This is a genomic window from Pedobacter sp. BG31 (assembly GCF_042464845.1).
GTDB lineage: Bacteria > Bacteroidota > Bacteroidia > Sphingobacteriales > Sphingobacteriaceae > Pedobacter > Pedobacter suwonensis.
In genome coordinates this window covers 190,010-214,683 of record NZ_JBHNZK010000004.1, presented here as the reverse complement: position 1 = coordinate 214,683, position 24,674 = coordinate 190,010, and the positions used below count along the sequence as shown (strand labels likewise).

Annotated in this window: 25 protein-coding genes; 17 read left to right on the top strand and 8 right to left on the bottom strand. The window is 38.9% G+C overall.

Annotation, left to right across the window (positions count from 1 at the left end; all coding sequences use genetic code 11):
• The first annotated feature begins 148 nt into the window (after nt 1-148).
• From atpA to ACFE6N_RS07650, 3 genes are all read left to right on the top strand, one after another.
• Nucleotides 149-1,723 (top strand): F0F1 ATP synthase subunit alpha, encoded by a 1,575-nt coding sequence (atpA, locus tag ACFE6N_RS07660; protein ID WP_378935281.1) that lies wholly within the window; start codon nt 149-151, stop codon nt 1,721-1,723.
• A 76-nt stretch (nt 1,724-1,799) separates the two neighbouring features.
• Nucleotides 1,800-2,693: an ATP synthase F1 subunit gamma gene (gene atpG, locus ACFE6N_RS07655; protein ID WP_145859245.1), complete on the top strand. Its 894-nt coding sequence runs from the start codon at nt 1,800-1,802 to the stop codon at nt 2,691-2,693.
• Between the two features lie 176 nt (nt 2,694-2,869).
• Nucleotides 2,870-3,997: an ATP-binding protein gene (locus tag ACFE6N_RS07650; protein ID WP_378935279.1), complete on the top strand. Its 1,128-nt coding sequence runs from the start codon at nt 2,870-2,872 to the stop codon at nt 3,995-3,997.
• Between the two features lie 83 nt (nt 3,998-4,080).
• Here the strand turns inward: ACFE6N_RS07650 and ACFE6N_RS07645 are convergent, their stop codons facing one another.
• Complete coding sequence (locus ACFE6N_RS07645) at nt 4,081-4,821, bottom strand: hypothetical protein (protein ID WP_378935277.1); 741 nt, start codon at nt 4,819-4,821, stop codon at nt 4,081-4,083.
• A 222-nt stretch (nt 4,822-5,043) separates the two neighbouring features.
• Between ACFE6N_RS07645 and ACFE6N_RS07640 the strand changes: the two genes are divergently transcribed.
• From ACFE6N_RS07640 to ACFE6N_RS07630, 3 genes are all read left to right on the top strand, one after another.
• A complete protein-coding gene (locus ACFE6N_RS07640) occupies nt 5,044-5,808 on the top strand; it encodes a 5'-nucleotidase, lipoprotein e(P4) family (protein WP_145859250.1) in 765 nt (254 codons plus the stop codon).
• 57 nt (nt 5,809-5,865) lie between these two features.
• Nucleotides 5,866-6,084 (top strand): hypothetical protein, encoded by a 219-nt coding sequence (locus tag ACFE6N_RS07635; protein WP_378935275.1) that lies wholly within the window; start codon nt 5,866-5,868, stop codon nt 6,082-6,084.
• 1,344 nt (nt 6,085-7,428) lie between these two features.
• Nucleotides 7,429-8,319 (top strand): DUF4349 domain-containing protein, encoded by an 891-nt coding sequence (locus tag ACFE6N_RS07630; RefSeq protein WP_378935273.1) that lies wholly within the window; start codon nt 7,429-7,431, stop codon nt 8,317-8,319.
• A gap of 117 nt (nt 8,320-8,436) precedes the next feature.
• Here the strand turns inward: ACFE6N_RS07630 and ruvC are convergent, their stop codons facing one another.
• Nucleotides 8,437-9,033 (bottom strand): crossover junction endodeoxyribonuclease RuvC, encoded by a 597-nt coding sequence (ruvC, locus tag ACFE6N_RS07625; RefSeq protein ID WP_090983357.1) that lies wholly within the window; start codon nt 9,031-9,033, stop codon nt 8,437-8,439.
• A gap of 40 nt (nt 9,034-9,073) precedes the next feature.
• Between ruvC and ACFE6N_RS07620 the strand changes: the two genes are divergently transcribed.
• The 3 genes from ACFE6N_RS07620 to ACFE6N_RS07610 are packed head-to-tail and all read left to right on the top strand — an operon-like array spanning nt 9,074 to nt 12,307.
• The gene (locus tag ACFE6N_RS07620) at nt 9,074-10,051 is read left to right on the top strand and encodes a lysylphosphatidylglycerol synthase domain-containing protein (RefSeq protein WP_378935271.1); all 978 of its coding nucleotides are present in this window, start codon (nt 9,074-9,076) and stop codon (nt 10,049-10,051) included.
• A complete protein-coding gene (locus tag ACFE6N_RS07615) occupies nt 10,029-11,165 on the top strand; it encodes a glycosyltransferase (protein ID WP_378935269.1) in 1,137 nt (378 codons plus the stop codon). Before ACFE6N_RS07620 ends, ACFE6N_RS07615 begins: the two co-directional genes overlap by 23 nt.
• Nucleotides 11,165-12,307 carry an ABC transporter permease gene (locus ACFE6N_RS07610; protein WP_378935267.1) on the top strand — a complete coding sequence of 381 codons (1,143 nt, stop codon included), beginning with the start codon at nt 11,165-11,167 and terminating at the stop codon, nt 12,305-12,307. The genes ACFE6N_RS07615 and ACFE6N_RS07610 overlap by 1 nt, the downstream gene beginning before the upstream one ends.
• A gap of 163 nt (nt 12,308-12,470) precedes the next feature.
• On the opposite strand, the gene ACFE6N_RS07605 is transcribed toward ACFE6N_RS07610, so the two are convergent.
• The 5 genes from ACFE6N_RS07605 to pgi all read right to left on the bottom strand — a co-directional run bounded on the left by ACFE6N_RS07605 (nt 12,471) and on the right by pgi (nt 16,687).
• Nucleotides 12,471-12,923 (bottom strand): ubiquinol-cytochrome c reductase iron-sulfur subunit, encoded by a 453-nt coding sequence (locus ACFE6N_RS07605; RefSeq protein WP_378935265.1) that lies wholly within the window; start codon nt 12,921-12,923, stop codon nt 12,471-12,473.
• Nucleotides 12,924-12,949: 26 nt separating this feature from the next.
• On the bottom strand, nt 12,950-13,897 hold the full coding sequence (locus ACFE6N_RS07600; RefSeq protein WP_378935263.1) for a DUF5777 family beta-barrel protein: 948 nt from the start codon (nt 13,895-13,897) through the stop codon (nt 12,950-12,952).
• 5 nt (nt 13,898-13,902) lie between these two features.
• Nucleotides 13,903-14,445 (bottom strand): YceI family protein, encoded by a 543-nt coding sequence (locus ACFE6N_RS07595; protein ID WP_378935261.1) that lies wholly within the window; start codon nt 14,443-14,445, stop codon nt 13,903-13,905.
• Nucleotides 14,446-14,492: 47 nt separating this feature from the next.
• On the bottom strand, nt 14,493-14,855 hold the full coding sequence (locus tag ACFE6N_RS07590; protein WP_145859276.1) for a hypothetical protein: 363 nt from the start codon (nt 14,853-14,855) through the stop codon (nt 14,493-14,495).
• Between the two features lie 185 nt (nt 14,856-15,040).
• Nucleotides 15,041-16,687: a glucose-6-phosphate isomerase gene (gene pgi / locus ACFE6N_RS07585; protein ID WP_378935259.1), complete on the bottom strand. Its 1,647-nt coding sequence runs from the start codon at nt 16,685-16,687 to the stop codon at nt 15,041-15,043.
• Nucleotides 16,688-16,916: 229 nt separating this feature from the next.
• Here pgi and ACFE6N_RS07580 point away from each other — a divergent pair, with 229 nt between their 5' ends.
• The 8 genes from ACFE6N_RS07580 to ACFE6N_RS07545 all read left to right on the top strand — a co-directional run bounded on the left by ACFE6N_RS07580 (nt 16,917) and on the right by ACFE6N_RS07545 (nt 23,562).
• The gene (locus ACFE6N_RS07580) at nt 16,917-18,221 is read left to right on the top strand and encodes an amidohydrolase (RefSeq protein ID WP_378935257.1); all 1,305 of its coding nucleotides are present in this window, start codon (nt 16,917-16,919) and stop codon (nt 18,219-18,221) included.
• Between the two features lie 132 nt (nt 18,222-18,353).
• Nucleotides 18,354-19,428 (top strand): peptide chain release factor 2 gene (gene prfB / locus ACFE6N_RS07575; protein ID WP_378935255.1). Its coding sequence is split into 2 segments (ribosomal slippage): nt 18,354-18,413 and nt 18,415-19,428, totalling 1,074 coding nucleotides; the frame shifts between segments, so codons are not numbered across the junction.
• 72 nt (nt 19,429-19,500) lie between these two features.
• On the top strand, nt 19,501-19,701 hold the full coding sequence (locus ACFE6N_RS07570; protein WP_378935254.1) for a hypothetical protein: 201 nt from the start codon (nt 19,501-19,503) through the stop codon (nt 19,699-19,701).
• A complete protein-coding gene (locus ACFE6N_RS07565) occupies nt 19,683-20,072 on the top strand; it encodes a type II toxin-antitoxin system VapC family toxin (protein WP_378935252.1) in 390 nt (129 codons plus the stop codon). The genes ACFE6N_RS07570 and ACFE6N_RS07565 overlap by 19 nt, the downstream gene beginning before the upstream one ends.
• Nucleotides 20,073-20,098: 26 nt before the next feature.
• A complete protein-coding gene (locus ACFE6N_RS07560) occupies nt 20,099-20,983 on the top strand; it encodes an alpha/beta hydrolase (protein WP_378935250.1) in 885 nt (294 codons plus the stop codon).
• 39 nt (nt 20,984-21,022) lie between these two features.
• Entirely contained in the window at nt 21,023-21,859 is an 837-nt protein-coding gene (locus tag ACFE6N_RS07555) for a hypothetical protein (protein WP_378935248.1), read from the top strand.
• A 329-nt stretch (nt 21,860-22,188) separates the two neighbouring features.
• Nucleotides 22,189-23,016: a glycoside hydrolase gene (locus ACFE6N_RS07550; RefSeq protein WP_378935246.1), complete on the top strand. Its 828-nt coding sequence runs from the start codon at nt 22,189-22,191 to the stop codon at nt 23,014-23,016.
• Nucleotides 23,017-23,079: 63 nt separating this feature from the next.
• Nucleotides 23,080-23,562 (top strand): CAP domain-containing protein, encoded by a 483-nt coding sequence (locus ACFE6N_RS07545; protein WP_378935244.1) that lies wholly within the window; start codon nt 23,080-23,082, stop codon nt 23,560-23,562.
• On the opposite strand, the gene ACFE6N_RS07540 is transcribed toward ACFE6N_RS07545, so the two are convergent.
• The gene (locus tag ACFE6N_RS07540; protein ID WP_378935242.1) at nt 23,529-24,665 is read right to left on the bottom strand and encodes a glycoside hydrolase family 18 protein; all 1,137 of its coding nucleotides are present in this window, start codon (nt 24,663-24,665) and stop codon (nt 23,529-23,531) included. The genes ACFE6N_RS07545 and ACFE6N_RS07540 overlap by 34 nt on opposite strands.
• Nucleotides 24,666-24,674: the final 9 nt, after the last annotated feature.

Here is a 24,674-nt window from a genome sequence, read left to right as displayed (position 1 = left end):
ATATGGTGAAGCATAGGTGTAGGCGATATAAACGCCAGGCTCCTAACGCTAAGCAAAAAACAAATATTGCGATAAGCGTATGGCACGGAAAACGCCAAGCGCCATGCGCTAAGCACTAAACATTTATAAAAAGATATAAAGTAAAATTATGGTAGAGGTAAGACCAGACGAAGTATCGGCAATTATCAGACAGCAATTGGCGGGCTTCAAATCAGAAACCGAACTGGAAGAAGTTGGTACCGTGTTGCAAGTGGGCGACGGTATTGCCCGTGTTTACGGTTTAACTAAAGTTCAATCGGGAGAGTTGGTTGAATTTGCAAACGGACTTCAGGGGATCGTATTAAACCTTGAAGAAGATAACGTGGGTGTGGTACTTTTAGGTGCTTCTGACGAGATCAAAGAAGGTGATACCATTAAACGTACCAAAAAAATTGCCTCTATTAAAGTTGGTGAAGGTATGCTTGGCCGCGTAGTGAACACTTTAGGTGAGCCTTTAGATGGTAAAGGTCCGATCCTGGGTGAAACTTACGAAATGCCTTTAGAGCGTAAAGCACCAGGGGTAATTTATCGTCAGCCGGTAAACGAGCCTTTACAAACTGGTATTAAAGCAATCGATGCAATGATTCCGATCGGTCGTGGTCAACGTGAGTTGGTTATCGGCGATCGTCAGATTGGTAAAACTGCTGTTTGTATCGATACCATTATAAACCAAAAAGAATTTTACGAAGCAGGCCAGCCTGTGTTCTGTATTTATGTAGCTATCGGTCAGAAAAACTCTACCGTTGCCAACATTGTACGTACACTAGAAGAAAACGGCGCTTTACCATATACCGTTGTTGTGGCTGCTTCGGCTGCAGATCCTGCTCCGATGCAATTCTATGCTCCTTTCGCAGGTGCTGCAATTGGTGAGTTCTTCCGCGATACAGGTAAACCAGCTTTAATTGTTTATGATGATTTATCTAAACAGGCTGTAGCTTACCGTGAGGTATCTCTACTACTTCGTCGTCCACCGGGCCGTGAAGCTTATCCAGGTGACGTTTTCTACTTGCACAGCCGTTTGTTAGAAAGAGCCGCGAAAATCAACGCTAACGATGATATCGCTAAAGCAATGAACGATTTACCAGAGTCGATTAAACATATCGTTAAAGGTGGTGGTTCATTAACGGCTTTACCAATTATCGAAACACAAGCGGGTGACGTTTCTGCCTATATTCCAACCAACGTAATTTCGATTACAGATGGTCAGATCTTCTTGGAGTCGAACTTGTTCAACTCAGGTATCCGTCCGGCAATTAACGTAGGTATCTCGGTATCACGTGTGGGTGGTAATGCGCAGATCAAATCGATGAAAAAAGTAGCAGGTACTTTAAAATTAGACCAGGCTCAATACCGTGAGTTAGAGGCTTTCTCTAAATTCGGTTCTGACTTAGATGCTGCAACTAAATCGGTATTGGATAAAGGTGCACGTAACGTAGAAATGCTGAAACAAGCACAGTTCTCTCCGTTTACTGTTGAGAAACAAGTTGCCATTGTTTACGCTGGTACTAAAAACTTAATGCGTAACGTTCCGGTTAACAAGGTAAAAGAATTTGAAACGGAATTCTTAACCCAATTGGAATTACGTCATCCGGAAACTTTAGCGGCATTAAAAGCTGGTAAATTTGATGATACCATTACTGGTGTATTGGATACCGTAGCAAAAGAGATTTCAAGTAAATATTAATAAGCTAAGTGCAGGGCGCTAAGCGTTAGGCGATGGCCGGACGCTCAACGCCCTTCGCTCCACGCAAAACTAAAGAATGGCTAATTTAAAAGAAGTAAGAAACCGGATTGCATCGGTACAATCAACGCAGCAGATTACCAAGGCTATGAAAATGGTTTCGGCAGCTAAGTTAAAACGTGCCACTAATGCAATTATCGCTTTACGTCCTTATGCAACTAAACTAAAAGAGATTTTAGGTAATCTGTCTGCGAGTTTAGAGGGCTCTTCATCACCTTTTATTCAGGAGCGTGAGCCCAATAAGGTTTTAATTGTTACTGTTTCATCAAACCGTGGTTTGGCTGGAGCTTTTAACATGAACGTAATTAAAGCGGCCAATAATTTAATTGCTGAGAAGTATAGTGAACAGTTGAAAAACGGTAATGTGAGCATTATTTCTATCGGTAAGAAAACACAGGATTTTTACGAGAAGCGCAAGTACAACGTTATCGGTAACAATAACGAAATATTTTCAGATTTAACTTTCGAAAATGTAACCAAAATTACCGATGCCATTATGGCTGGTTTCGTTAAAGGCGAGTTTGATAAAGTAGAGGTGGTGTACAACCGTTTCAGAAACGCAGCTGTACAGTTTATTACTACAGAACAGTTATTGCCTTTGCCAAAAGCTGAACCTGTAACTGAAACAAAAGTAGATAAGAAAACAACTAACGTTGATTATATCTTAGAGCCTTCTCAAGAAGAAATTGTAGAACAATTGATTCCTAAATCTATTAAAATTCAGTTGTACAAAGCGGTATTGGATTCACATGCTTCTGAACATGGTGCACGTATGACATCAATGGATAAGGCAACTGAAAATGCAGGTGAGTTATTAAAAGCTTTAAAACTTTCATACAACCAGGCACGTCAGGCAGCCATTACAACTGAGTTAACCGAGATTGTAAGCGGTGCAGCAGCATTGAACGGATAACAGTACGCAATTGAATAAAGTATAGGCCCATTTCTTAACTGAGATGGGCTTTTTTCTTTTTAATCATTTTTTAATCCAAAATTATTATGTTTTTTATGGATTCAAATCCAAAATTATTATGTTTTTTATGGATTTAAATCCAAAATTATTATATTTTTGTGAAACACTTTTAACTTATGATTGTTAGGAAACAGCTGGCTTATGCGCTTGAAAGGCTTTTTAAAGGTAAGGCCTTTATTGTATATGGACCCAGACAAACCGGCAAAACTACCTTTGTAGAACTGTTATTGACAAAAGTTGATAAAAGAACATTATATCTAAACGGAGACGATGCAGACGTTAGGGAAACTTTGGCCAAACCGAATGCCGCACAAATTCAACAGATGCTCGCTGGCTACGAAGTACTTTTTATTGATGAGGCTCAACGGATCAATGATGTCGGTTTGCTGATCAAAATTATTGTAGATCGTTTTAAGTCTGTTCAGGTGATTGCTACAGGTTCATCAGCATTTGAACTATCGGGTAAAATAAACGAGCCGCTGACCGGTAGAAAGTACGAGATGATGCTTTTGCCTTTTTCGTATGCGGAGCTGGTAAGTGACACAGATTTTATAACTGAAGAACGATCCTTGGAACAACGTTTAATTTATGGTTCTTATCCCGAAATTATTAATGACCCACAAAATGCAGAAGAACATTTAAAGTTACTTGCAGATAGTTACCTGTATAAGGATCTTTTTACTTTAGAAGATGTTAAAAAGCCACTCCTTTTCGAAAAAATTGTAAAAGCTTTAGCGCTGCAGGTAGGCAGTGAAATGAACTTTTCGGAGCTGGCGCAGCTGGTAAAGGCCGATCAGAAAACAGTTGATAAGTACATCAGTCTGCTTGAAAAAGCGTTTGTGGTGTTTAGTTTACCTGCCTTTGCTGGCAATGTACGCAATGAGATTAAAAAAAATAAGAAAATCTATTTTTACGATACGGGTATTGTGAATGCCATTACCCGAAATTTCAATCCCTTAGCCAATAGGAATGACGTTGGCGCACTGTTTGAAAATTATATGATTGCTGAAAGGATGAAGTTTCTGCATCAGAACCAGATCGAGGCTGAATGCTTTTTCTGGCGTACCACGCAACAGCAGGAAATAGATTACGTGGAAAAAACTAGAGAGAAATTTTTGGCTGTTGAATTTAAATGGAGCGAAAGGGGAAAAAATAAAATTCCGCTTACCTTTACACATGCTTACCCTGATGCAGAGACATTATTGGTATCGAAAACCGATAGGGGAAGTTTTTTGAGCATTTAATAATGTATTATAAAAAGAAGCCCATCTCTATTAAGAAATGGGCACTACATTGTTCATAGATAGCTAAGCAGGCTTAAAATATGTTAGAAATACAAGAATTCTGTATTTAATTTCAATCTTAAATAACCATTTTCAATTTTTTTAATGTTACTCCCGTCTCCGTGGTAAACAGAAGCATTAAACTTCGCTTCAAGTAGATATTTACCCGATTTTAGCTTTTGGAGGCTTATTATTTCAAATTTAGAATCTTTCTGTAGTTCTGGGTTAAGCGCAGAATGATAAGCTAAACTGCTATAGCCAAAGGTTTGCAAACCACTATAGCCTCCCTCCAACTCTATTGCAACTCCATCCTGAGCGTTGTCTCGGGTAAAATCAAGTGCAAATTTGCGTTCCCCAGTTGATAATAAATCTAGTTTGTTGTTTGGAACCAGCAATGTGGTATTTTGATTCTTTTCAATTTCATGTTTGTTGTATTTTTTTAGGAATGTGACAGTTATCGAATTTCTATTTTCATTTGATAATTTGAAAAATCGTCCAAACATAAATAGATTTTTGTCTTCAGATATATATTCCACATTTTTAACAACAGAATCTAGTTTTTTATTGGCTTTTCCATTTGAGATACCTCTTGAGGCAATGGTTGTTAAAACAATTTTTTGATCATCGATAGTAAAGGATGCAGAATCATTTAAAAGTTCTAATGGATCTTGCACTGGTTTTTCTATAGGTGGCTTAACTGGTGGCTCGGTAACTGGATCGTTCTTCTTGCAAGCCGCGAAGAAAAATAGGGCAACAGCTAGCCCTAAAAAGCTTTTAGATTTCATAATTGTAGCGATTTTATTTGTGTGTTTCCAAAGCTATCGAAATTCTTTAACTAATGGTTTAATTGATGAAAAATATACCCGGATAATTAGCTGTAGATGTCGGCCGATATGTACTCGCTTGTATTTTTTTCCATTTTTATCTCTTTAAATTCGTGACTGATGGCTATTTTATCTTCAGCTTAATTATTGCCTTTTCATATCTTTGTAACCTAATTTCAGGTTATGAAAAAATACATCCTCCTCATCTTATTCACTGCTCCATTTTTTGTTAAAGCTCAAAACCCGGCAAGGGATTATACCAATGCAGTACTTTGGCAGCAAACTTCAGGTGAATACAGGGCCTTATGTTTCCAGGCTTATAACTTTGCTCGTTTATCATTAAAAGAAGCACTATGGGCGGATACAAGTAAAAAGCCAAACTGTGTGATTGTTGATATTGATGAAACCGTTTTAGACAATTCTGCTTTTCAGGGCCATGAAATTAAAAAGGGACTAAGTTATGTGCCTGCAGACTGGACCGAATGGACCAACCTGGCACAGGCCGATACGGTTCCGGGTGCATTGGCTTTTCTAAAATTTGCTGCATCAAAAAACATTGAAACTTTTTATGTGAGTAACCGCGATGAAAAGGATTATGCAGCTACTTTAAAAAATCTGCAACATTTTGGTTTCCCTTATGCTGATGATGCGCATTTAGTGGTTTCGAAAGGAACTTCAAATAAAGAACCAAGGCGCCAACAGATTAGCGAAACACACCATATTTTATTGTTATGTGGCGACAATTTAAGTGATTTTAGCAACATTTTTTATCGCGAAAATAAAAATACCTTCGATCAGGTAAACGCCAGCCAGAACCTATTTGGGACAAAATATATTATGTTGCCAAACCCAATGTACGGGGATTGGGAAAAGCCTTTGTATCAGGGAGAAAAACTAAGCGATAAGGATAAGGCAAAGCAAAGATTAGAACGATTAAAAAGTTACTAAGTTTTATAAATATTCAGCAATAAGTATTACTTTTGCTGCATCATAAAAATAAACATTATGGAGAACAACGAATTAAAGCACAATACAGAAAGTATGAAAACGGCTAACCAGCCAGGAATTTATAAATTAATGATTTTTGGTGTACTGGTTTGCATAGTGGGTACTTACGCACGTTTCACTTATGATTCGTGGCAAGTGTCTTTAGCATCCTGGATTGTTTTGTTCATAGGTGCAATTATTGCCATTAAAGGTGTATTCAAAATATTAGACGCATAAGCGATCTGCTATCAAAATATAAAGCCGGTTATGTTCATTCATAATCGGCTTTTTTGTTGTTAAATAAAGTAGTGTTCTTTTTTTGAAAAGCAGGTTTCTGTGGCTATCGGTTCCGAAAGTCCTGCCATCCGCTTTACTTCACTGCGTTCGTGCCCGCTCCTGTCAGGTTTAAATTACTTAGGTATACCTTTCTATCCTAAACCGACTGCAGCGGCAGCCCCTGATTCTTTACCGATGAATCGGCACTAAAATAGCATCAGGGCTAAAGCAAAGGGCGGGACTGCTGTAACCCAAGTGCTTCTGCATTTGCTTTCCTAAAAATAACACGTAGTTTCAGGTATCAACAGTAAGGTTATTGAAATACAATCTTCTTTTTTTGAAAAGCAGGTTCCTGTGGGTATCGGTTCCGAAAGCCCTGCCATCCGCTTTACTTCACTGCGTTCGTGCCCGGTCTTGTCAGGTTTAAATTACTTAGGTAAACCTTTCTATCTTAAACCCGACTGCAGCGGCAGCCCCTGATTCTTTACCGATGAATCGGCACTAAAATAGCATCAGGGCTAAAGCAAAAGGCGGGACTGCTATAACCCAACTGCTTCTGCATTTGCTTTCCAAAAAATAACCCATAGTTTCAGGTATCCATAGTTGTGTTGTTGAAAATGCAATCTTCTTTTTTTGAAAAGTAGGTTTTTGTTTCTATCGGTTCCGAAGCCCTGCCATCAGCTTTACTTTACTGCGTTCATGCCCGCTCCTGTCAGGTTTAAATCACTTAGGTAGACCTTTCTATCCTAAACCCGACTGCAGCGGCAGCCCCTGATTTTTCATCAGGGCTAAAGTAAAAGGCGGGACTGCTATAACCCAACTGCTTCTGCATTTGCTTTCCAAAAAATAACGCATAGTTTCAGGCATCAACAGTAAGGTTGCTGAAATTACAATCTTCTTTTGTTGAAAAGCAGGTTCCTGTGGCTATTGGTTCCGAAAGCCCTGCCATCCGCTTTACTTCACTGCGTTCGTGCCCGCTCCTGTCAGGTTTAAATTACTTAGGTAGACCTTTCTATCCTAAACCCGACTGCAGCGGCAGCCCCTGATTTTTCATCAGGGCTAAAGCAAACAAAGGAAAATAGTCTTGTAAATTTGTGATTATTAATCGGTTACTGTTGTATTTTTTTACTTTATGGAAATACAGGTTATGTAACATCGTTATATAAACATTTGTTTTTGGGTTACCTAAAGCAGATTATAGTATTAAATGAAAAAGAGGGTTACAAACCAACCCAAAACACAAAACTTCTGATGGCCATTTGAAGCAAATATTTAAAATGATTATTTATTTAGAACCACACAATCATGAAAAGGAATATTATTGCTATAGCCATAGTTTTGACAATTTTTGGCTGCCAAAAATCGAACGAAAAGTATGCTAGCGCTGACGTTATCGATGCAAATGAATTAAGAGTACCTACAGATAGTATTACGGCTGAAAAAATCATCAAAACTGCAGATATGCGTTTTAGGGTTAAGGATGTCCAGCATACCAAAGAGCAGCTTAGCCAAACCATTAAAGCAGAAGGCGGAACGGTTGCTGAGTTTTCTATAGAAAGCACTATTCAGGAAACTGATAAGATTAAACAATCTACCGATTCGTTAAAAGAAATCACTTCTTATCGCACTCAGGGTTATCTGGTTGCGAAGGTGCCATCTGAGAAGCTGGATGAATTTACAAATACTATTGCAAAAATCGCCGTCTTTGTCGATCATCAGTCGATGAAAATGGATGATCAGAGTATTGCTTATTTGGCCAATAAACTAAAGGCGCAGAATAGAGTAGATGCGATTGAAAAAATCAATAAAGTAGCATCTAAGAAAAGTGCCAACGTAGAATCATCGCTTTACATCAAAGATGATTATGTGGATAAGAGAATCGATAATATGCAGATTGATAACCGGGTTAAATTCAGTACCATTACCCTTAATTTTTATCAGGATAACACGGTAAAAACCATGATTGTGGCGAATGATAACCTGTATGATTACCGTCCGGCATTTATAAACAGGCTTTGGTTAGGAATTGTAAATGGCTGGACAATTTTTAAAGAGATTATTATTGCTGTATCTAACCTTTGGATGTTGATAATAGTAGGTGTTTTAATATTTGTTGTGATAAAACATTTTATCAGAAAGGACAAAATGGCCAGGGAAATGGCCACAAAAAATCTAATTAGAAATAATCAGATTTAAATTTTTTCATGGTTCGTGTCTGCACGAACCATGTTATTGTTTTTCTACCCAGAAAGATTGCTTCACGCTTTACCATAGGCCGCGCTTCGGTTCGCAATGACGATTGAGACGCTATGGTTAACCTTTTAGCTTAGTATTTACTTTTTTTATTCCGGTCACTTTTGTTTTATTATCGCTTACAAAAGATTCCCAGCCCGAATAGGTTTTAGATTTACCCCCTGCGGTAATTTTCTGAAAGGAATGGCAAACAGCAACGGCTAAGCCATCGGTAGCATCTAAAAACTCAGGTGTTTCCTTAAAGTTGAGCAAACGTTGCAGCATGGCCGCTACCTGTTCTTTGGTGGCGTTTCCGCTGCCCGTAATGGATTGTTTGATTTTGCGTGGAGAATATTCGGTTACTGGCACATTTCGGGATAACGCGGCTGCAATGGCAATGCCCTGAGCACGGCCAAGTTTTAACAGCACCTGGATATTTTTACCATAAAATGGAGCTTCTATGGCCAATACATCAGGTTTATATTGCTCCATCAATACTACCGTTTTTTCGAATATTCGCTGAAGCTTGAGAAAAGGATCGTCTAAATGAGTCATTTTAACTACGCCCAAACTGATCAGTTCCGTTTTATTACCCTTCTCCAGAATTACGCCATAACCCATCACCGCAGTGCCCGGATCGATGCCCATAATTACCCGTTCCTTTTTTTCGTTCAACATTACGGCAATATTAAGCATATTTGCAAATAAAAACAGAATCTTGACTGGCGGGCAAAAAAAAATAATATCACTTCTTATCAAAGTTGCAATTGTAATATTTGCCTTTTGGTTTATTTACCATAAACTGGTTGCAAATAAAAATCTTCATGATTTTAGTACCTTATTAGAGGGAATCCCCCAGGCAGAAATGATCACGGTGATCGGAGTAGTGGTACTGCTGATGTTTGTGAACTGGTTTTTAGAAGCTGGCAAATGGAAATACCTGATGAGCCATATTGAGCCCATTGGTTTTTACAGGGCCGTCGAATCTGTTTTTTGTGGGTTAACATTGGCGATTTTTACGCCAAATAGACTAGGCGAATATGGTGGTCGCGTATTTTTTCTTTCTCCCCGGAGAAGAATTGTTGGAATAGTGGCCATGAGCGTAGGGAGCATCGGTCAATTGGTGTTAACCAACGTTTTTGGGGCTATTGCAACCTGCTTTTTCGTATATCGATTTATACCGATTGATCGGGTACTGTTTATCGTTCTGGTTTTCTTTGCTTTAATTTTTTGTCTGTTTTTTCTGGTCTTTTACTTTAATATCCGTTGGTTGAACGGGATTTTATTGTCTTTCAAATTCACCCGGAAATACAAAAAATTTTATAGCATTTTAGCCCGGTACAGAAAAAAAGAACTCTTTAAAATTATAACTTATTGTTTTGCCCGTTACCTGATATTCAGTTCGCAGTACTTTATTCTTTTTGTTTGGCTGGTGCCGGGACTGCAATATGCTGATATTGTAATGATGACCTGTTTGCTATTTTTGGTACAGTCGGCATTACCTTCGCTTGATCTTTTTGACGTAGGCATCAGAAGTGTTACTGCGGTTGAGCTTTTTAAACATGTAACAGATCAGCACGCGGCCGTTATTGCATGTACCGCCAGCATTTGGCTCATTAATATTATAATTCCTGCTATCTTAGGCACTTATTTCGTTTTTAAACTCAATTTTTTTGGAAATCTTAAATCTAACTAGTTTATTTTCTGCTGCGCTAACCTTAATTTATGGTTTTTTGGTGCTCAATTTCATCAGGGGGTGGCATAACCTCACATATTTTAGCCCACAAAAATCTGATCCTCGAACCAAGGTTTCTATTATTGTTGCTGCAAGAGATGAAGAGGAGAATATCAACAAAACGATTGATGATCTGATTGCTCAGGAATATCCAAAAGCTTTAACGGAGATTATTATTATTGATGACCATTCTACTGACAGGACCGCAGAAATTGTGCTGAGTTATGCCGATCGTAATGTAAAACTAATTAAGTTGAATGAGGATCGGGCATTAAATTCTTACAAGAAAAAAGCTATCCAAACCGCTATTGGCACCTGCACTGGAGACTTGATTATTACTACTGACGCAGATTGCCGGATGGGGCCTAATTGGTTGACCACGATTGTAAAGTTGTATGAAGAGAAAAACTATAAAATGATTTCTTCTCCCGTTGCTTATTTTCAGGAGAAGAGTTTTTTTGAGCGGTTACAGTCTTTAGAATTTCTCTATCTTATAGGGTTAGGCGCTTCTACCATTGGAAATAAACAGCCTTCAACTTGTAACGGTGCAAATCTGGCCTATGAAAAAACAACTTTTTATGAAGTCGGGGGCTTTCAGGGGATAGATGATCTGGCATCAGGCGATGATGAGCTATTGCTGCATAAAATTGCAGCTAAATATCCGGATCAGATCGGTTTCCTTAAAAACAGAGAGGCCATTGTGTATACCCATGCAAAAGAAAACCTGGGAGCATTTATCCAGCAACGTAAACGCTGGGCTTCGAAGAGTACCCGTTATAAAAATAAGGCCATTATCGTATTAGGGGTGCTGATTTGGATTTTTAATCTTTCTATTCTTGCAAATTTTATAACCGGACTTTTTATTCCTGGCTTTTTGGTTATTACATTTTATCAATTATTGGTTAAAATGGTTTTAGAAACCCTATTTTTATGGGATGTAACAGGCTTTGCAAAGCGGCGCAGCTTACTCATTTTAATACCTGTTTTAAATGTGCTCCATGTAATTTACATGGTGTATATCGGCATTGCGGGAAATAGTGGAAAATACAAATGGAAAGGCAGAATGGTTAGGTAATGGATAATAGCCCATCAAAAAAAGTTTGGTTAAAGTTTAAGCAGAATAAGCTGGCCTTTGGCGGTCTGATCTTTATCTTACTCTTGATGCTGATGGGCATTTTGGGCTATCTGATTATGCCTGATGATTCTCCAAATGCGAATGTACAAACACTCCAGTTAAACAAAAAGAAGCCAGGCAGTACCTTTACATTCTTAATTACCAGCCGAAATCCAAAAGTAGAGAAGGTTAACCTTTTGGAGCGGATGTTCTATGGGCAAGCACCTGCTTTTAAAGGTATTCCGATCACGTCATATAAAATAGAAGGTGATGCGGTTTATGTGCAGGAGTACATTGGAGATGATGAAAAAGCAAAGGAAACGATATACAAGCTTAAAGATTTATGTCCAAGTTGTGTTTTGCCTTCGAAAATAGGATCGCCAGAAGCAGTTTTTGAAAAAAATAACATCTACACTCGCACCTATATTTTAGGAACTGATATTTATGGCCGCGATTTGTTAAGCCGATTGATTCTGGGCATCCGTGTGTCGTTATCTGTAGGTTTGATGGCGGTGCTGATTTCACTTTTTATTGGGGTAAGTTTAGGTGCCATTGCAGGGTATTTTGGAGGCCGGGTAGATGCCTCCATCAGCTGGTTTATGAATGTGGTTTGGTCGCTGCCATCACTTCTGCTCGTTATTGCCATATCATTTGCTTTAGGGAAAGGATTCTGGCAGATATTTATCGCTGTAGGTTTATCAACCTGGGTAGATGTGGCCAGACTGGTGCGAGGGCAGGTAATGGCTTTAAAAGAAGTAGAATTTGTAGAAGCGGCAAGGGCCCTGGGTTTTAGCACAGCCAGAACCATTATCAAACACATATTGCCCAATATCGCCGGACCTATATTGGTTGTGGCTTCATCTAATTTTGCATCGGCCATATTACTCGAAACCGGATTAAGCTTTTTAGGCTTTGGTGCACAGCCACCTATGCCAAGCTGGGGAAGCATGATTAAAGAACACTATGGCTATATTATTATGGATGCTGCGTACCTCGCCGTTTTACCAGGTTTAGCCATTATGTTTACGGTTTATGCCTTTAACGTACTTGCAATAGGTTTACGTGATGCCTTTGATGTTAAAGGACAAAATGTAACTGTCTAAGGTTCTTCCATAAAAAAAGAGACTTGCTAATAAATATAGAATTGTCATCCCTGAGCTTGTCGAAGCACCCATTTTAAATATTTTACAAGGCGTTTCGACAGGCTCAACGTGACAAATTCAAGTAATTACAATTTATGATACAACCCTTTTCCCTTAAAACGAATTAAGCTGTTGCGGTCAGCTTATTTCCTGAAACAGTAAGCGGATAAACTTTTAAAGCGCTGGTGGTTCCACCGCCAATCGGTTGGGCTAAAACGCTGCCTGACGTGGTATACCTCGAACTGTGTAAACCACATTGAATGTAATTACTGTCCTGAATAAATGTTAATGCACCTCCCTGGTGCGGACAAACCGCTTGTGTAGCCACAAATGAAGTACTGGTATTTCCTGTTGCAGTACGGATAAATAATATGCTGTTTACCGTGACAGAGGCACCAACAGTTAATAATTGCGTGCTCAGGTCAACACTTGCTGTAGTGCCTGAAGCAACACCACCACCATTTGGCTGGTTGGGTTCTGGTGTATCACTTTTTTTTCCGCAAGCAGAAAAGCAAGCTCCGGTACAAACCATGGCAACACCTAGTCCCAATGATTTAATAAATTCGTTACGTTCCATAATTGTTTAGTTTTGTTTAATTTGGTCTATTTTGATTTTTTCTTATCAAATGAAAATCTTCGCGCTATACTGAAGCCCCAGCGGTATTGACCTTTCAGCCACGAAGTATTGGTGTCGGTAATAAATTGCGATTCCTGAATGGCGGTTGCATTGGTGAAATTAAGGTGAAAAATATGTCCACCGGTTTCGAATTCCAATCCGGCACCAAGCGTTTTGTAGTATTTGGTCCCCAATGTGCTTTCAAGATATGCCTCTTTATTTTTATCCCTGAATGGAATGGTGTAATCTGCCACAAAAGCCATACGTTTGGTAATTTTGATACGTCCGCCAACACATAGGGCAAGCATATCGTTCTGGTCGCCAAAAACGGTAAAATTGCGGTGTACATACGATGGCATCACCAGCATTGAAAAGTTTGAGTTAAACTTGCGTGCAATTACCGCCTGCACCACATAAGTCAAGCGGTCTTTAAATCCGTCAAATGCATTTGCAGCCGTAGGATCTGTTGAAGCTTTCGCTGCTGAAACGGTAGTACTCCCGAATAAAGTTACCGCCACAGGTATTTTATCATCAGCGGTTTGCTCCAGCAAGCGGTATTTTAAGTTTCCTTCGTAAAGCTGCGTAACTACACCAGCTCCTTTTGCTCTTGCTAAACCTACGGAAAGTCTATCACTGATCCCGTATTCAAAACCAATGCGGATATCTGTCGATTGATCCAGTCCGAAAAAGTTTTTGGTACCACCTGCACTACCCGCAATATCGCCAAAACGGTGATCTACCCTAAAATCAAGCTCATTTTTATAAATGGTTTCATTGGTTTGTATGTTGATGAGTTTGGGCGCTTTAAAAGTTGCCTTTACATTACTTTTTTCGGTAGGTAGCTCCAATGCTTTCTCAAGCGAATCTTGTGCAGAAGCCAAAGCAGGCAGAAAAATAACGGATAGATATAAAAGAGATTTTAGACGAAATTTCATAAATTTTATTTTTTGGGTTGATAAATGGCGGTTACTTTTACCTGGATAGTTTCTGCAATCTGTTTAAACACGATCGTTGGGATTTTGATATCATGATCGGCCAGTTTTACATTAAATGCAGAAGTAGCTTTCACCTCGTCGGCGGTAATGACGATTAATCCTTTTGTGGTATATGCTTTGGTTACACCATGGAGCTGCAGGTTACCCTTAACCGTTACCGGATAAGTGCCAGGTTTTGAAAAATCGATCTGTTCTACAATTTTTCCTTTGAAATCAGAAGTCGGATACTTATCACTTTCTATATAATTTTCATTAAAATGCTCCTGCATGAGTTTTTTCTTGAACTGAAAAGAAGTATTGTTAATTTTAAAAATGATATCGCTGGTTTGGGTATTAAGGGCCGAAGCGCCTGTTTTGCTCTGGGCATCAATATCTTCTACAGGTGTTGAAGAAAAAAACGAAGAATTAACGCTTTTACTTACCAGAATCTGCGCCTTTGTACCTGTACATAATACCAGGGCTATTAATGTGAAAAATAATTTTTGCATCTGTAATATGTTTAATTGCTAATAAAAACCGGAGTTATTTCGATGAATTATTCTGGCATACCCTTATCAACCCAGGCTTGTAATAATGCTCTTTCACTGGCGGTTATTGATCCACCTTTTGGCATTGTTTTGGTAACCAGAACAGCATTCGCTACGCGCGCATCATTTTTAATGGAGGCTATGCCGTTGAATAACCAAACTGATGCAATTGCCCCGTTTGAACCATGGCAGCTACTACATTTGGTTTGAAAAAGTGCGCCTGCAAAATTACTATAGGTTACATTGGCTGTCGTTACCGGGGTTGGATCCGTTGGTGTTGCTGGTTTTAATTCTTCCGCTTGTTTTTTAGAACAGGCAAAAAGAAGGGCCGTAATTGCGGCTAACGAAAAGATTACATTTTGTTTTTTCATAGTTAATCGATTAGTAAAACTAGTGATGGATTCATTTTTCTATATCCTGATGTTTGATTTTGGTACAGTTGAAATATTAACCGTTACGTGGCTTTATCCAGAATGGTTGCCCGTAATAAAAAAATAAAAAAAGCCGTTCTGATTTTACATCAGAACGGCTTTCAGGATAATATTTAATTAAAAGCTTATCTCCAGGCCTTATACTGGTTAATTAAGCCATTGGTAGAACTATCGTGACTCGAAACTTCTTCGTTGCCCGCCAGTTCTGGAAGAATCTTTTTGGCCAGTTGTTTACCCAGTTCCACTCCCCATTGATCGAAACTAAAAATGTTCCATATAATACCCTGAACAAATATTTTATGTTCGTAAATGGCTACTAAACTCCCTAATGTATAAGGAGTTATTTTCTTTAATAATACGGAGTTTGTCGGACGGTTTCCTTCGAAAACCTTAAATGGTGCGATTTTTTCAATTTCTGCATCAGATTTACCTTCTTTCTTTAACTCGGCAGTTACTTCTTCTGCGGTCTTGCCGTTCATTAGCGCTTCAGTTTGTGCAAAGAAATTCGATAATAAGATAGGGTGATGATCGCCCAGTGGATTTAAACTTTGTGCCGGTGCAATAAAGTCAGCAGGAATAATCCGGGTGCCTTGGTGAATTAATTGATAAAAAGCATGTTGGCCATTTGTCCCTGGCTCCCCCCAGATAATCGGTCCGGTTTCATAATCAACGTCATTACCGTTTCTATCCACATGTTTACCATTACTTTCCATATCGCCTTGTTGAAAATATGCCGCAAAACGGTGCATGTATTGGTCGTAAGGCAAGATCACCTGCGTTTCTGCATTATAGAAATTAATGTACCAAACGCCTAGTAAACCTAATATTACAGGAAGATTACTTTCAAATTCTGTAGTTTTAAAGTGGTTGTCAATAGCATGGGCACCAGCTAGTAGTTGCTTAAAATTGTCGAAACCTATACTTAACGAGATAGACAAGCCAATAGCGCTCCATAATGAGTAGCGACCGCCCACCCAATCCCAAAATTCGAACATGTTTTCGGTATCGATACCAAAATCAGAAACGTCTTTAGTATTGGTAGATAATGCGGCGAAGTGTTTGGCAATATCGTTTTCTTTACCACCGTTTTCTAAAAACCAGGTACGGGCAGAGTGCGCGTTCGTCATGGTTTCCTGTGTGGTAAAAGTTTTTGATGCTACCAGGAATAAAGTGGTTTCAGCATTCACGTTGGCCAAAGTTTCAGCAATGTGCGTACCGTCGATATTCGAAACGAAGTGAATATTTAAATGGTTTTTATAGTGTTTTAAAGCTTCGGTAACCATTACTGGACCTAAGTCTGATCCACCAATACCTATATTTACCACATCAGTAATGGCTTTACCGGTATAACCTTTCCATTCACCGCTGATGATACTGTTGCTAAACTTCTCCATTTTAGCCAGTACAGCATTTACTTCGGGCATCACATCCTTTCCGTCAACTAAAATCGGGGTATTGCTCAAATTACGTAAAGCGATATGAAGTACTGAACGGTCTTCGGTTTCGTTGATCTTGTCTCCGTTGTACATCGACTTTATGGCCTCATCTAATTTACACTCACGTGCCAACTGAATCAGGAGGGCTAATGTTTCATCGCTGATGCGGTTTTTGCTATAATCCAGAAGGATATCTTCAAAAAAAACAGAGAACTTACTGAAACGATCTGCATCTTCTGCAAAAAGATCTTTAATGCTCTTTTGATTAATATCTATAAAATGGTCGGCTAAATACTTGTAGGCCTCAGTTTCTGTAAAATTTATTTTAGGTAACATAATCTTTGTTTTTTGTAAAAGTAATAAAGCAAAAATTTAAAATGATCTTTTTAATGTGTTAAATCATTAAGAATTTTTTAATTTATGGTAAGTCCTTCAACAGGCTCAAGGATGACCTTCCAATATTTGATATTGCTTCTCAATATTTTCCAGCTACCTGACTTATGTTTCAATTCTATCTCTCCATAAAATTGTTTAGCTTAGAACACCTAAACTAAACTACCATTTTATGAAGAAGATATACCTGATCGGTTTTTCATTTCTGGCATTAAATGCTTTCGCTCAAAAATCAGATTTAAGGCCATTAGTCTCGAAGAAAGCAGATGCCATAGAACAAAAAGTAATTACCTGGAGACGTGATTTTCACCAACATCCCGAATTGGGAAATACTGAAGTAAGAACAGCTGGTATTATTGCGAAACATTTAGAATCTTTAGGTATACAAGTGAAAACAGGTATTGCAAAAACCGGAGTAGTTGGCATATTAAAAGGAGGTAAGCCCGGACCTGTTGTTGCACTTCGGGCTGATATGGATGGGTTGCCCGTTACCGAGCGGGTTGATGTTCCTTTTGCCTCTAAAGTGAAAACACAATATAACGGTCAGGAAGTTGGGGTAATGCACGCCTGTGGACACGATAGTCATGTGGCTATTTTAATGGGCGTAGCAGAAGTGTTGGCCGCGATACAAAAAGATATCCCAGGTACGGTTAAATTTATTTTTCAGCCTGCGGAAGAAGGAGTGCCCGAGGGAGAGGAAGGCGGAGCAGCCTTAATGATCAAAGAAGGCGTACTCGAAAATCCTAAAGTGGATGTCATTTTCGGTCTGCATATCAATTCACAAACTGAGGTTGGCGATATAACTTACCGTCCTGGTGGTACCATGGCCGCTGTAAACGACATGAAGATTACGGTTACCGGCAGGCAGGCGCATGGCGCATATCCATGGAGCAGTATTGATCCTGTGGTGGTTTCTGCCCAGATTATCAATAACCTGCAAACCATTGTTAGCCGTAATTTAAATGTAACCGAGAATCCAGGGGTAGTTACCATTGGTGCCATTAACGGTGGTGTTCGGTCGAATATTATACCTGAAAAAGTAGAAATGCTGGGTACCGTTCGCAATTTCAGCAAAGAAGATGAAGCCATGTTTATTGAACGGATCAAAACCATCGCTACCAAAACTGCAGAGGCAGGGGGCGCAACCGCGGTAGTAAAAATTCCATACAGCAACCATTACCCGGTTACTTTCAATAATATTGCGCTTACCGAAAAAATGCTGCCCAGTATGCAGTTAACGGCAGGGAAAGAACATGTAAAATTAAAACCGCCAGTTACCGGCGCAGAAGATTTCTCTTTCTTTCAGGAAAAAGTACCAGGCCTATTTGTTTTTTTAGGTGGTATGCCTAAAGGTAAAGATCCTTTAAAGGCGCCTTCACATCATACCCCTGATTTTTACCTTGATGAAAGTGGTTTCGTATTAGGCGTTAAATTACTTTCCAATCTTACGCTGGATTATATGACCATGAAGAGATAAGCGTTAGTTCATTTGTTAGATGCATAATTGATCAGGGAAAATCAACTAGTCCGTTAGCTGTCGGCGGATAGTTTTAATTGAAATCGCTTTCCGCCATGCGCTATGCTCAAAGCGATTTCCTATATTTGTTTCATGACGAAAGAACAGATTCAGGATTTAAGAGACAGAGTAACGTCTCTGAGGAGGTATCTTTGACGTTGATGAGCTACTTTACGCCATTCGCGAAGAAGAAAAATTAACCATGGCGCCCGATTTCTGGGACGATCCGAAAAAAGCAGAAAAAATTCTGGCAGAAATTAGTTCAAAGAAAAAGTGGACTGATGGTTTTAACCAAACCGATAACGCGGTTGAGGATGCAGCTGTGATGTTCGATTTTTTTCAATCCGGAGATGCTTCGGAAGCTGAAATGAAAGAGCAGTACGAAATCGGTAAACAAGCTGTAGAAGATCTGGAGCTTAAAAACATGCTGCGTAGTAAAGAAGACCAGCTTTCGGCCGTCATGCAGATTACCGCCGGTGCCGGTGGTACCGAGAGTTGCGATTGGGCTTATATGCTGATGCGTATGTATTTGATGTGGGGTGAAAAAAATGGCTACAAAATTACTGAACAGGATAGCCAGGAGGGGGAAATTGCAGGTATTAAATCGATAACCCTCCAGTTTGATGGCGATTTTTCTTACGGCTACCTCAAAGGTGAAAATGGCGTTCACCGTTTGGTTAGGATATCACCATTTGATTCAAATGCCCGCCGGCATACTTCTTTTGCCTCCGTATATGTTTATCCTTTGGTTGATGATACCATTCAGATTGATATTAATCCTGCCGATATTGAATTTGAAACATTCAGGGCTGGTGGTGCCGGTGGACAAAATGTAAATAAAGTTGAAACGGCAGTACGTTTATATCACAAACCATCTGGCATTATCATCAAAAACCAGGAGTCGCGGTCGCAGTTGCAGAATAAAGAAAATGCTATTCGTTTGCTTAAATCTCAGTTATTTGAAATAGAAGAAAGAAAGCGCAACGAAGCCATTGCTGCAGTAGAAGGATCGAAGAAAAAGATAGAGTGGGGCTCGCAGATCAGGAGTTATGTGCTGGATGACCGACGCGTGAAAGACCATCGTACCAATTACCAAACCTCTAATCCTGATGCCGTGTTAAACGGTGATATTAACGACTTTTTAAAGGCATATTTAATGGAGTTTTAAATTGAACGTTCCGCTCTATTAAATGTAAATTTTGTATATTTGATTGAATGAGGATTTATTAATTCAACCTTTATGGATACATTGATCATAGAACTAACCAACCAAAAAGCTTATAAACTTTTGAAGGAGCTGGAAGAATTGCATCTTATCCGGGTGATTAAAAAAAATGTTAAAATTTCTGAACTTCGTAATCAAATTAAAAATCAGATGAATGCTGAAACCATTGATGCACAATTAAATGATTTGCGTGGAGAATGGCAGAGAGATATTTGATTGATACTTCGGCTGTAATAAAATATTTAAATGGAACCTTCTCTCCAAAAGGTTTGAAATATATGGATGATATTGTGGATGTAGAATCTGTTATATCGTTTATTTCAGAAATAGAATTACAAGTGTGGAGGCCAACAAATCCTGATGATATTTTTGTGTATCAAAAATTTGTATCAATTTCCATTGTTTTAGGTTTACAGGATGGAATTATTGCTGAAACAATTAGAGTTAGAAAGACTTACAACTTAAAGCTACCTGACGCATTAATAGCTGCAACTTGTTTAGTAAATAACCTTACGCTGATAGCAGATAATGATAGAGACTTTGCTAAAGTTAAATCTTTAAAATGTATTAATCCGAGTATTTTATAGTTATGAATAAACTTTTTTTAATAATAATGTTTCTTTTTTTCATAACAGCAAATGCACAACAAATTGTGCCACTATACCAAGGCGACATTCCAGGTGCAAAACCTACTCCGGCAACCTACGTGGAGCATACCGAAGTTCGTAACAATGGTACGCTAATCATTACCAAAGTATCGGTACCAACGATGACAGTTTTTGTTGCGCCAAAGGAAATTGCCAACGGAACGGCAGTAATTATTTGCCCTGGCGGTGGTTATAGTGGTTTAGCATTTAGCCATGAAGGAACAGATGTAGCTAAACGCTTCAATGCCATTGGCGTTACTGCATTTGTATTAAAATACCGTTTGCCGAGCGATGAAATTATGGTTGATAAAACCTATGGTCCGCTGCAGGATGCACAGCAGGCCATTTATCTGGTTCGAAAAAATGCAAAACAATATGGAATTAAGGCCAATAAGATTGGAATTATGGGTTTTTCTGCCGGTGGGCATTTTGCCTCAACTTTAGTGGCGCATTATAAAGATCTTAAAATTTCTAATCCTGAAAAGATTAATCTGAGACCAAACTTTGCCGCATTAATTTATCCTGTAATCAGTTTCGAAGAATCGGTACATACCGGCACCATGAAGAATTTATTGGGTTCAAATCCTGCCGATAGTTTAAAACGTTATTTCTCGGCCAATGAAAATATAACTAAAAAAACACCTCCTGTTTTTTTTGTACATGCTAAAGATGATAAAACTGTTCCTTACGAAAACAGTATACTGATGAATGAGGCATTAAAGCAACACGATATTGATACCGATATTTATTTATACGAAAACGGTGGGCATGGATTTGGTTTGATTAATAAAACTTCTGATGTGGATTGGTTTGACTTGTTGATCAGCTGGTTAAAAAAGGAGAAGTTTTAATATCTTTGCAGATATTTTAACCTCTTAACCGGAATTTTAATGCAAAAAACAATCAAGTATGTAATGGTGGCCCTGGTTGCTATTATTGCTGTGGCAGGCTGTAAAAAAGAAATTAATTGGAATGCCAGGCTTAATCCTAACGGGAATGGCTGTCAGCTGGCGAGTTTAAAGGCTGATATCGATTTATTGGGAAGCTATACGATTACCTTTAAGTATGATGCTCAAGGTCGTGTTTCAAAGCTAAACAGTGGAGCTGAGACCAATACCTATGTTTATGCCGCAAATAAAATTACGGCTACTGATGAAACTGGCCGCTTAGCAGAAATTGTGCTTGAGAATGGCCGGGCAATTTCCAGCGGTGCTGAAGGTATCGTTACAGTAGGTGGTATTTCTTATGCTTATTCCCGAAAATATACCTACAATGCTGAAGGATATTTAATTCAGGTAAAGAATTATTTGAATAACGAATTAAGCACAACTGATAACCTGACCTATGCAAATGGTAATCTGGTAAGTGCAGTTTCACTGGCAGCGCATGGAGGTTATAAGGAAACTACAACCTACAGTTACTCGAATGAAATTGCAATGAACGTGTACGAAATCTCCGATCCTCTTTCTTATCATGTTGATTATTTTCCCGGAGGATATTTTGGCAGGCAATCTAAAAATGTATTGATTAAAAGCGTTTCTAAAACTGTAGATCAGGATGGTAGCCCTTTTAGCAATGAAACCATGGCCTATACTTATCAATATGATGCCAAAGGAAATGCCACCTCTTTAAATTACGTCAATACTTCTACGTTTTATCCGTCAGGTGGACCTGCTGAAACCGAAAGCTACGCCGGAAAATTCCTATTGACATACAACTGCAGATAGCTTTAACTTGAATAAGAGCCTGATCATGATTTTTGGTCAGGTTTTTTTGAATAAAATGTTTTTTGATTCTTCAAGCCAAAATATGTAAATCCCATTTTACCACTCTATTTTTACGATTTCGCCCCTTATTTTTTAGAAATGATGTGTATATATTTGATTACATCGATGTGATTTTATTGTAGTACAATATAGATGATCTAATAAGACTAAACCTGTAAATTGCAAATGGGCTTAATTTTTAGCTGTACATGCATTAGTATTTCAGGTTTTTTAAGGTTAGGCATGTATAGACTTAAATAATTAACCAAATATTTACCTAATTAAAAAAAATGAGAACAGAAACAATGAAACGGTGGCTGCTATTGGTATGCCTGTTTACCAGCCTCTTATCTTGTAAAAAAGATCAAACTAAAATTAAATCTGAAAATGGTCAGGTTAAGGCCTGGGAGACGTTAATTGACGGTAACTCTTTTGCAAGTTATGCTAATTTTGAGGCGCAATGGAATTACAATTATCCATGGGGTACCGATCATAATGGCTCGGCACGTATGGTAGGGAGCTCTTCTAACCATAATCAAATCTCCTTAAGCGGCGGTGTATTAACTATTAAGGCTACCCGTTTGGCTTCATCGCCCGGAAACAGTACCGCTAATGGATTTACCAATGTGGCCATTTGGTATAACTCTGGTGCTTGCCATGCCAAGCAGCAGGTGGTCATTAACGATCAGTTCCCGAGTTATACCATCTCAGGAGATTTTGCCGTGCCAACAAGTAAAGGTACCTGGCCTGCCTTCTGGATTACAGGTGTTAATTCCTGGCCTCCGGAAAGCGATATTATGGAATTTAAAGGCAACAGCACCAATTGGCAAAACACTTATGATGGTGGTTGGGAAAATAAACTTACAACAGTTTCCAATGCAGGTTCTTACCATAATTACAAATGCTGGTATAACAAAGTAAGTGCAACTGATGTAGATTGCCATTATTATATCGATAATGTTTGGGTAGCCAAACATACCATGAGCAATTCGGTAAATAAACCGATGTGGTTAATCATCAATATGCAGATGGAAGGCGACAGCGGCTCTCCTGGTCCATCTGGCAATACAATTTATACTGGTCGAAACATTTATCTGGGCAGAGAACGGGCGTTTTAGTCAATTAAACAACAACTAATTTGGAGGCAGCTGTAAAGCTGCCTCCGTTGTAGCATATCATATATGAACAGATATTCGACCATGTTTGCCGTTGTATTACTCTGCGTTTTATTTGTGCAGTGCAAAAAAGATGGAATAACAGCCCCGGTAAATAGTCTTGCCTCATTGGTGAATAAAATTAATCTGGTAAGACAGCGCGGATGCAATTGTGGTGTTGAATATATGCCTCCGGTGGCTGATTTATCGGTGAATAATCAGCTGCAAAATGCGGCAATCATACATGCAACAGATATGGCTGAGCAAAACTATTTTGATCATTTGTCTCCAGATGGCGGTACTCCGGCCGAACGAGCAACAAGCGCAGGTTACAAAGGCGATTTTAGGGCAGAAAACTTAGCCAAAGGATATCCGGATGCGGATCAGGTTATTAATGCATGGAAAAATAGTGTAAGCCATTGTAAAGCCATGATGGATGCCAAAAGTAAAGAGGTAGGGGTAGGAACGGCAAAAAATTATTGGGTAGTAAATTTCGGGAGTCCTAAATAATCTTTTATCGTCTGGTCAATTACATCTAACAGGCCATTATTATATTTATCGTCAGTTAACTCCCAAAACATGATGCCATTTAATTTCTGATCAATTGCATATTTGGTTTTTAATGAAACTGATTTAGGGTCATCAAAAGTAGCAAAATACCGGGTTTGTGGATTATAATAATAGGGCGCTTCGGCAGTCCCGTCCCAAAAATACGTATAGCCATTTTCGGTTGAAAATTGCTTGCCAAAATCTTTAAAAGAGACGCCTTTTAAAAACTTGGTTGGCTGATATAATCCATGGTCGGCATCTGTAGTGTTTTCAAAAATACGGGCATAAAATGCTGCGCCTAAAGCAATTTTCCGTGCAGGTACACCTAAACCAATTAAAGCTTTTACAGCATAATCTCCGGATAGTGTTTGTTGCGGAGTAGAATATAAAGGAGCATGGTGACCACTTTGTGTTGCATATCCACTTACCAGGTCGTAACTCATTACATTAACGCGGTTTACCAGTGGCATTACCCGGTCCCATTCGAAGCAAGAATCAATGCAGTTTTGAGTGCCACCCGCCGCGAAACTGATCTCTGCTTTTTTACCGAGTTTATTTCTCAGTTCTTTAACCAATAAAGTAAAGTTATGCTTGTCAGCTGGCATATACCGATGCCCGGGATAACCCAACACTGCCGGATATTCCCAATCAAGGTCTATCCCATCCGCCTTAAAGAAATCTAAAAGCGCTTTGGTTGTTTTGGCAAAAGTCTTTCGTCCTTTATTTCTGGCAAATACTTCCGAACAAGTAGCGCACCCACTCCAGCCACCCATGGCAATCATTACCTTTAAATCGGGGTTCCGTTTTTTCAGCTCCACCATTTTCGAAATCAAAGCCGAATCTTTGGCTGCCCTGATGTTCAAACTATCGCCCTTTAAGTGTCCGAAACTATAGATCAGGTGGCTGATCTTTTCAATCGGAAAACTATCTATAACTGAACCCTGGCCTGTATAGTAAGCAATAACATTTGGCTTAACTGTTTTTTGTGCCTGTAAATTGCCCGCGAAAAGTGAGAAGGCTGTTAAAAGACAGATTAAGGATAGATTTCCGATATTTTTAAACACAGGTGGCGG

Bases quoted from the DNA above. Each gene is read 5' to 3' on its own strand.
- ACFE6N_RS07565 (WP_378935252.1), top strand. From the start codon at position 19,683: ATGGCAGAGAGATATTTGATTGATACTTCGGCTGTAATAAAATATTTA.
- ACFE6N_RS07595 (WP_378935261.1), bottom strand. From the start codon at position 14,445: ATGCAAAAATTATTTTTCACATTAATAGCCCTGGTATTATGTACAGGT.
- pgi (WP_378935259.1), bottom strand. From the start codon at position 16,687: ATGTTACCTAAAATAAATTTTACAGAAACTGAGGCCTACAAGTATTTA.
- ACFE6N_RS07635 (WP_378935275.1), top strand. From the start codon at position 5,866: ATGGAGAACAACGAATTAAAGCACAATACAGAAAGTATGAAAACGGCT.
- ACFE6N_RS07640 (WP_145859250.1), top strand. From the start codon at position 5,044: ATGAAAAAATACATCCTCCTCATCTTATTCACTGCTCCATTTTTTGTT.
- ACFE6N_RS07580 (WP_378935257.1), top strand. From the start codon at position 16,917: ATGAAGAAGATATACCTGATCGGTTTTTCATTTCTGGCATTAAATGCT.
- atpG (WP_145859245.1), top strand. From the start codon at position 1,800: ATGGCTAATTTAAAAGAAGTAAGAAACCGGATTGCATCGGTACAATCA.
- ACFE6N_RS07610 (WP_378935267.1), top strand. From the start codon at position 11,165: ATGGATAATAGCCCATCAAAAAAAGTTTGGTTAAAGTTTAAGCAGAAT.
- ACFE6N_RS07570 (WP_378935254.1), top strand. From the start codon at position 19,501: ATGGATACATTGATCATAGAACTAACCAACCAAAAAGCTTATAAACTT.
- ACFE6N_RS07600 (WP_378935263.1), bottom strand. From the start codon at position 13,897: ATGAAATTTCGTCTAAAATCTCTTTTATATCTATCCGTTATTTTTCTG.
- atpA (WP_378935281.1), top strand. From the start codon at position 149: ATGGTAGAGGTAAGACCAGACGAAGTATCGGCAATTATCAGACAGCAA.
- ACFE6N_RS07650 (WP_378935279.1), top strand. From the start codon at position 2,870: ATGATTGTTAGGAAACAGCTGGCTTATGCGCTTGAAAGGCTTTTTAAA.
- ACFE6N_RS07605 (WP_378935265.1), bottom strand. From the start codon at position 12,923: ATGGAACGTAACGAATTTATTAAATCATTGGGACTAGGTGTTGCCATG.
- ACFE6N_RS07550 (WP_378935246.1), top strand. From the start codon at position 22,189: ATGAGAACAGAAACAATGAAACGGTGGCTGCTATTGGTATGCCTGTTT.
- ACFE6N_RS07645 (WP_378935277.1), bottom strand. From the start codon at position 4,821: ATGAAATCTAAAAGCTTTTTAGGGCTAGCTGTTGCCCTATTTTTCTTC.
- ACFE6N_RS07555 (WP_378935248.1), top strand. From the start codon at position 21,023: ATGCAAAAAACAATCAAGTATGTAATGGTGGCCCTGGTTGCTATTATT.
- ACFE6N_RS07560 (WP_378935250.1), top strand. From the start codon at position 20,099: ATGTTTCTTTTTTTCATAACAGCAAATGCACAACAAATTGTGCCACTA.
- ACFE6N_RS07630 (WP_378935273.1), top strand. From the start codon at position 7,429: ATGAAAAGGAATATTATTGCTATAGCCATAGTTTTGACAATTTTTGGC.
- ACFE6N_RS07545 (WP_378935244.1), top strand. From the start codon at position 23,080: ATGAACAGATATTCGACCATGTTTGCCGTTGTATTACTCTGCGTTTTA.
- ruvC (WP_090983357.1), bottom strand. From the start codon at position 9,033: ATGTTGAACGAAAAAAAGGAACGGGTAATTATGGGCATCGATCCGGGC.
- ACFE6N_RS07590 (WP_145859276.1), bottom strand. From the start codon at position 14,855: ATGAAAAAACAAAATGTAATCTTTTCGTTAGCCGCAATTACGGCCCTT.